The organism is bacterium (genome assembly GCA_019695335.1).
GTDB lineage: Bacteria > CLD3 > CLD3 > SB21 > SB21 > JABWBZ01.
On the sequence record JAIBAF010000101.1, the window covers coordinates 1 to 8,043 of the forward strand.

The window sequence follows — 8,043 nt, forward strand, 5'->3', positions numbered from 1 at the left end:
AAACGTCCGCGTAAATTCTTATATTTGAAATTTGATACAGAAAACCTCGACGATCAGCAGGGCGTATACGTTCATCAACAATTGCTGGATTGCCTTTTTTATCAGGGCCGGTCATCGAGCTATATCAGTAATGACCGTGAGAAAGAAACTTACAGAATTTATTACCAGCTTAAACAATACGATCCGGATGAAACGGAGGAAGATTTTATCGATTGGTATGCCGATGCGCTGTTATTTGCTATGGGTAGCCACGGCAAATTTCCGTGCAGCCTCCGGAATACACCGATGGAGAATTATGTGCCCGTTGTGGTAAAAAACTATGACACTAAGACTGTCACTGTTCGCTGGAATCCGCCTAAGCAAAATTGACAATCAAAGCCTCAATTCCCGCTAAAAACCATTGATTTTATATCGGAATCTTGATAAGTTCCCCATTGTTTTGCGGATACACACATCTGTAAACGAATCAACCTTGTAACATCAAGGTTGACGGAAAAATTATGCTTGAATGAAGGGTACGAATGGGTAAGAAAATTCTGATTGTGGACGATAATAAAACCGTGCGGACGTTATTAGGTATCAACCTGCGCAAGGAGAATTACGAAGTTATCGAAGCGGATAACGGCGTGGAAGGTTTGGTGGTCGTTAATGAACAAAAGCCCGATCTGGTTATTTCGGATATTTTAATGCCGCAAATGGACGGTTTTGAATTTTGTAAACGCGTTCGCGAAACTTCGTCTATTCCGATGGTTCCGTTTATTTTTCTGACTTCGATCGACCAGGTGGCGACGGAATTGCGTGGGTTTCGTACCGGCGCCGATGATTATCTGATCAAATCCAATCTTAAAAAAGAAGAATTGATCGGTAAAGTGGAAGCCATGCTGAACAAAGCGCAGGAATTCAAACAAGCGGAGCGAGAAATTCAGGAAGGTCTTTCAGGCAAATTGAGCGACCTTTCGCTCGTGGACGTCTTCCAGCTTCTAATGATGAATAAAAAAACGGGCATTTTGACGATTACAAGCGGTAACGACAAAGCTGAAATTCATTTTGACGAAGGCCGGATGGTGCATGCGGAATTCAAACAATTTGCCGGCGAAGAAGCCATCTACAACCTGGGAGAGTGGAGAGAGGGGACATTCCGTTTCGAATCTGTCAGCATCCAGGTAATGCCTACCATTCACACGGCTACGATGAATGTCATTATGGAATATTGCCGTGTAACCGATGAAAAAAAATCCTTTCAATAAATCCTAACAGGAGCGAGGGGCATGCCTGAACTCAAAAAAGCGGCACGTAAAATTCTGATTGCCGATGCGGACGAGACAACCCGTACGATTCTGAAAGAGAGTCTTGAGAAGGAAGACTACATAGTATTTGCTGCCGGGGCGGGTTCTATGGCGTTCGAACTGGCCAATAAAGAAAAACCGGATCTGATCATCAGCGACGTTTTTATGCCGGAGATGAATGGATTTGAATTGTGTCAGCGTGTTCGCGATACGTCGGCAATCCCAATGGTACCGTTCGTTTTTTTTACATCCATCGACGACATGCTTACCGAAATCCGTGGGTTCCGTGCCGGCGCCAATGAATATCTCGTCAAACGTCACACTAAACGCCAGGATCTTTTACTACGCATCGAAAATTTGCTCAGCCACGTCGACGCATTCGAAAAAGAAAAGGCAACCTTGCGGGATGGATTTCTCGGTAAACTGGGTGACGTGAGCGTTCTCGATATTCTGCAATTGCTGACCAATACGGCCAAAACCGGTAATTTACTTATTTCCGACGGCACGCTCGAAGGCAATGTCTTTTTTGTAAAAGGGCAAATTTTTAATGCGCAGCTCGGTAATTCCAAAGGTGAAGACGCAATCTATGACATGATTTATTGGGAGGACGGATTTTTCAGGTTCTCGCAAGAAGACGTTCCACGCCACAATATGATCACAACGCCGACCAATAAAATTATCAATAAATGCCGTCGTTTGCTCGGTAAAGAGGCGCCGCCGGCCGTGTAATTTTTAAAAAAGATTTTTCGACGATAGTGCTTACAGAATTCTGACCCAACCTATGACCTCCAAAGACAAAATTCTCATCGTAGACGACGAACGGGAAGCCGTTGAACCTTTGATACGTGCGTTTGAACTTGAAGGATACGAAATGGCGTACGCTGCCGACGGAACGGAAGCGTTGCGGATGGTCAAACAAGCGCCGTTCAATCTGATTTTGCTGGACGTCATGATGCCTCAGATGAACGGATACATGACGTTGAAACATTTGCAGGAGGACGAAACGACCGCGTACATTCCTGTTATTTTCGTGACCGGACACTTCAATGAAGAAGAAATCGTTAAAGGGTTTGAGATGGGAGCGGTCGATGCTATTAGCAAACCTTTTCGCCTTTCGGAAGTGATGGTGCGCAGCCGGATCCGGATTGCCGAAGCAAAACTTAAACGCCGGTACACGCCGGTGACGCATTTTTTTGCCGAAGCACAGGAAAAAGAACACAGCCGCCGCACGGGTTCGTTTGAATTTTATAATCACACTAAAAGTAAAATCGGCGAAATTTTTATCGAAGACGGTAAAGTGGTGTATGCCACCAGCAAAGACGCCATCAAAGAAGACGCTTTTTTGCAATTGGCGGCATCACGCGGAACGACGTACATGTTCCAGGAAAGCACCCGTGCGCCGAATAAAACCTTATCGGCCAATATCACCAGCCTTATTCTTGAAGCATCCAAAATTGTCGACGAAATGGAATCCAAAGAAATCCGCGATGATCAGCAAACCCGAGTACTGATCATTGACCGGGAAAGAATTCCGCGGATCCTTGCCAGCCGAGTATTAAAAGCTTCCGGCTATACAACGATGGTTACCGGGGCAGAAGAAATATCCCAGGAAACCTCAGATAAATTTGATCCGCATGTGGTTGTCGTGGACCATACCGACGGGGAAATGATCTTGGGGAAAATCAAACTGACGCGCCCTGACCAAACGCCGATTCCGGTCATCGTGTACAGCGACGATGATCATATTGAATCTCTGAACGAAATGAAAAAAGTAGGCCCATTCAACGTCCAAGCCGTACTCCTGAAAACACACATCGATCAGTCTCTGTCTTCAGCCGTTCATCACGTCCTTCACGGCTAGTCAAAATATTTAAAAATATGAATTCTAAAAATGTACAACCGGGTTTCTGGTGGCAGCTTGTTTTGCACCAGGTCAATCAATCGGTTTCCGAAAAGTTATTTAAACTTGGTTCAACGGGACTTATGGAAGAATATCCGAATCTCACGGCGTATTTTCCTTCGGGTCAATTTGAAAACCCTGATAAAGCCGTAGAAGCTATTCATGCGGCTTTGGGCGCGGCTGTGCACGTCACCGTTTCTCAAATTCCGACGCGAGACTGGGGAAGTGAGTGGAAAAAATATTTTAAACCAACGAAAGTAGGCAATCGTTTCGTAATTCGGCCATCGTGGGAAACTTATAAACGTAAAAAGAATGAACGGGTGCTTATTATCGACCCCAAAATGTCGTTTGGTACCGGAACTCACGAATCGACACGGCTGGTGCTCCAAATGATGGAAAAATATGTTCGTTCACGGGCGGTTGTGCTGGACGCCGGGACCGGAACAGGCATTCTTGCTATTGCGGCTGTGAAATTAAAAGCCGCTAAAGTATTTGGGTTTGATATTGATGAACATTCTTCGGAAAATGCCCGCGAGAACATCCGGCGTAACCGGTGTACCGGCAAAATTTCCGTTATTCAGAGCACTCTCGATCAGCTTCCAAAAAAATGGCCGAAACGGTTCGATCTTATCCTTGCAAATATCCAACGTTCGGTTATTACTGCAATGTTGGACGATCTGACGGCAAAACTCAAGAGCGGAGGATTGATTATTGTTTCGGGAATTTTGACAACCGAGATCGAATCGATGCTATCGGTCTTTCATGACGCAGGTTTGTCAGTAGTCGATCAACGGATCGATGGTGAATGGGTAGTATTCGTATTGACGAAATGAAATGGCGCAGCATAACATATCTTATCATTTGGATTGCCGTATGGATACCGGGCCTTCCGATATTCAATGTGCTCGTTCCGCTGACTTTGTCGGAGCGAGATGCGTCGCGCGTAACGGGCATCGAATCGTTTGAATTCGATTTTACCAATCCGATGAGAGCCGGTTGTATCCGGTTCACGGCAATCCGCTATTCATCACCGGCAGCCGGACAAGAGTTAATGCCAGGAGATCAGATCATTGTTCCACCCTTGTCCGTACCGATCGATTCAACGGACGAGCGCGCAGTGCGCTTTGGCTTTTACCGGCAATTGGAAAATATTCTCTATCCTCTCACGCCGACCGCTAACATGATTCTCCGGGGCGATTCATCGAAAGGTATTCTATTGAAATTTCATACGCCTTCTTTATCAGAAACGGGGCCTTTATTTTTACGGCCGCGATGGATCGGGGGTGCAATATTAATGATGTTTTCTTTATTTCTCATCTGGCTTAAACCAAAAGAATCGGTTAGTCAGTTATTTTTCTTTGCTAATCTTTTGGCTTATTTATCGCTGACGCTTGGTACACTTGACGCATTTGTATATCCGTATGATGTGATTGTTCTGAAAACGATTGTCGGCAACGGCTTCATGTTGCTGTGTGCCATTGTATTCTTTCATATTTTACTGATTTTTCCCAAGAACAAAATCGGCAAACGAAAACAATGGATTCCGGTAATGTATGTTTTGGGATTTCTGGTCATATTGGGATACGGTTTTGCTCATGCGTTGATAAAGTATGTCACATTGAGCTATTTAATTCTGGCTTTTCTTGCATTTGCGTTATTTGTCGGAGGGTTGGTGCTGATCATTTTAACCTATCGCGAGATGCCGCTTCGGCATGAACGGAATCGCTTAAAATGGTTGTTATTCGGAATGGTATACGGATTTACACCTGCACTTCTATTTCACATGTTGCCGACATTCCTTCAGAAAGGGTTAGTGTATAATGAGTTTTTGTCAACGATTTCAGACTATAGTTTTCTGTTTTTGGTATTCATTCCATTTGGAATGTTTGTATCGATTGCGCGCTACCATATATGGAATGTAGATGTTGTTCTGAAAAAAAGCGTTGTGTTTACGATCCTCAGCATTATGCTGGTGGTGCTGTATATCGTCGTCGTAAGCGCGTCATCGTTAATTTTCGGCAGTTCGTTCACTGTCGTGGATCCGGGTCTAATTATGGTTACTATTTTACTGGCGGCTCTATTCAATCCGCTCAAAAACCGGATACAGGCAATTTTGGATAATTTGTTTTTCAGAAAAGCGTACGATTATAAAACGAATATCCTTGAATTTGCCCGTAGCGCAACCAGCACGATCTCGCTATATGAACTGATCGAAATTCTGACGCATCAGGTGGTTAAACTGATGAATATTTCGAGGATTGCAATTTATCTTTTGGACAATGACCATGAATTTTACCGATTGATCGATTCCAGAATTACGACTGACTTTTCCGTTACTGAAAGCGATGGACTTCAACATTTAAATATTCCGCTTAAGATCGAATGCAACGATGCGTTTATCCAATGGTTAAAGCAACATGATTGGTATGATTCGGAAACTCAAAAATTTCATACGGTGTTGCCGGCACTCGATGCATTGCAAAAGGAACAATTTATTCTGGGAATTCCGTTCCGTAATAAGAACAGGCTAATTGGTTTCATGATGTTGGGTTCAAAATTATCTGAACTTGAATATGATCAGGATGATAAAAATTTATTGATTACGTTCAGCAATCAATTTGCCGTTACGATGGATAATGCATTGGCCTACCGGCGAATCCATGAAATGAATGAAAATCTGGAACAAAAAATAAAAGAGCGCACGACCGAGCTGGAGAAAACCTTGTCCGAATTGCGGCAAACACAGGCACAGCTAATTCAAAAAGAAAAAATTGCAAGTTTGGGCGAGATGGTCGCCGGTCTTGTTCATGAAATCAATAATCCGCTAAGCTTTATTAAAGGCAATCTTGAGTTATTCAGGCATCATTATGAAAGAACGGAAGATAAAATCAAATTGATTGAAGAATTTGAAATGACACTGCAATCATCCTTGAACGGTGTCGAACGCATCAACAGCCTGATCATTGAATTGAAAAATTTTTCGAGGCTGGATGAATCAGAAATAAAAGAAGTCGATATCCACGAAGGCATTGATTCCGTTCTCAGCGTTTTTTTAGATCAATACGCCGGCGCGTTAAAAATCGTCAAACAATACCATGCGACCGGTTTGGTAAATTGTTATCCTCGGGAAATCAATCAGGCCGTTATGGAGATTCTTGTAAATGCGGCTGAAGCGATTTTTCATAAGTCTACGAATGGTACCATCAAAATTACAACGCATAACATCAAAGGAGCGACGGATCGTCCGGGTATTCAAATCCGTATCGACGATGATGGAATTGGGATCGAGGCCGCCATTCGCGATAAAATTTTTAATCCGTTTTTTACGACGAAAGATATTGGTAAAGGCGCCGGATTGGGGCTTTCGGTTGCCTATGGCGTCGTTCAACGGCATCATGGCCGCTTGTATTTTCACAGCGAAAAAGAAATCGGCACTTCGTTTTTCATTGAAATTCCCATGAATGTTGAAAGGGAAGAATAATGGCCCGCTATGCGTCGATCGATATCGGCACAAACACAGTGTTGCTTTTGATTGCAGAGATTTGCGAAGGCAAAATGATGACGCTGCACGAGGAACAGAGAATTATACGGCTTGGAAAAAATGTTGATGCTAATCGACGAATTGGGCCGGAAGGATTTGATAAATGTTCGAATGTGCTTGCCGAATACAAATCTATAGCAGAATCGATGGATGTACAACACATTTTTGCCTGTGGTACGAGCGCACTTCGGGATGCCAGTAACCGTGAAGAGTTTCTTACAACGATGAAACAACGTACGGATATCGATATTTTGGTAATTTCCGGCGAGCAGGAAGCGCTCTTCACGTTTCAAGGGGGTTGTCTCGCTGTTCCGGATTTCAAAGGATCAATTTTGTTGATTGATATAGGCGGCGGCAGTACGGAATATATCCTCGGAAATCAACATACGATCGATCATTCCGTCAGTCTCAATATCGGAGCCGTCAGGCTTACAGAACGATTTTGCAAGCATGACCCGGTACAACCCAACGAAGAGACTGCATTAAGAAACGCAGCAAGACAACTTTTTGATAGCGAGCTTGGCCGATTTCGACTGAGCACCGAGACTAAATTCGTCGGCGTGGCCGGAACGATAACCACGCTCGCCGCAATGATGCAAGAACTCGAACGGTATGAACCCTCTAAAATTAATGGCTATGAGATAACGTTGGAGTCACTGATTCGCTTGAATCAAAGACTTTTGATTTTGACGAATGAAGAACGCAGACAACTCAAAGGACTTGAACCCGAACGTGCGGATGTCATCTTGGCTGGGTCATGGATTTTGGAAGAAAGTATGAAGCTTTTTGGATTAAGCTCAGTAATTGTCAGCAATTACGGTCTTCGGTATGGAATTCTTCAACACTTTTCGAAAGAGAATATTAATCATAGCATAAGGGTAAAATTTTAACAACCTTTACTTGCAATCGTAAAACAATTATTGTAACTTACTCAAGTTTTCACTTCTTGCTTACACACACCACTTGGATAACCGCCTGACCCGGCGGCTGTTTGACTACACTTATACTGAAATCAAAAATCGGTCAAAAGTATTTTGTATTCCGTTTTGGAATTTACTATTGGTGTTTTCTCTGATATATGAGAAATTTTTGATCCATTAATCTGATAGTTTACATTAATCTAGGAGAAGTCCATGAGAAGACTATGTTACAGTCTCTTAATGCCTTTATTGGGGCTAGCCATGCTGAATGGTTGTGGAGAGGATGAAATATTGGGTCCGCCTCAGATAGGAATTGGCGGGACGATTACCATCGGTTCCCTGCTGATTCAGACCAATTATGATACGACTTTGATGGTTCGGAATCTGGGTGAAGAT

The 8,043-nt window shown here is 43.4% G+C and carries 8 protein-coding genes; all 8 read left to right on the forward strand.

All coding sequences use genetic code 11. The features are described from left to right. The coding region (locus K1X84_16135) for a hypothetical protein (GenBank protein ID MBX7153158.1) at positions 1-369 on the forward strand (369 nt) is incomplete at its 5' end. A 152-nt stretch (positions 370-521) separates the two neighbouring features. Further along, entirely contained in the window at positions 522-1,247 is a 726-nt protein-coding gene (locus K1X84_16140) for a response regulator (GenBank protein MBX7153159.1), read from the forward strand. 21 nt (positions 1,248-1,268) lie between these two features. Continuing rightward, positions 1,269-2,015, forward strand: a complete 747-nt coding sequence (locus K1X84_16145) for a response regulator (GenBank protein ID MBX7153160.1) — start codon at positions 1,269-1,271, stop codon at positions 2,013-2,015. A gap of 52 nt (positions 2,016-2,067) precedes the next feature. Beyond that, positions 2,068-3,147 carry a response regulator gene (locus K1X84_16150; protein ID MBX7153161.1) on the forward strand — a complete coding sequence of 360 codons (1,080 nt, stop codon included), beginning with the start codon at positions 2,068-2,070 and terminating at the stop codon, positions 3,145-3,147. A 17-nt stretch (positions 3,148-3,164) separates the two neighbouring features. Beyond that, on the forward strand, positions 3,165-4,019 hold the full coding sequence (prmA, locus tag K1X84_16155; GenBank protein ID MBX7153162.1) for a 50S ribosomal protein L11 methyltransferase: 855 nt from the start codon (positions 3,165-3,167) through the stop codon (positions 4,017-4,019). After that, complete coding sequence (locus tag K1X84_16160) at positions 3,992-6,667, forward strand: GAF domain-containing protein (GenBank protein ID MBX7153163.1); 2,676 nt, start codon at positions 3,992-3,994, stop codon at positions 6,665-6,667. The genes prmA and K1X84_16160 overlap by 28 nt, the downstream gene beginning before the upstream one ends. Continuing rightward, positions 6,667-7,617 carry a Ppx/GppA family phosphatase gene (locus K1X84_16165; GenBank protein MBX7153164.1) on the forward strand — a complete coding sequence of 317 codons (951 nt, stop codon included), beginning with the start codon at positions 6,667-6,669 and terminating at the stop codon, positions 7,615-7,617. Before K1X84_16160 ends, K1X84_16165 begins: the two co-directional genes overlap by 1 nt. Before the next feature lie 243 nt (positions 7,618-7,860). Continuing rightward, positions 7,861-8,043: hypothetical protein (locus tag K1X84_16170; protein MBX7153165.1), on the forward strand; the 183-nt coding region annotated here is incomplete at its 3' end.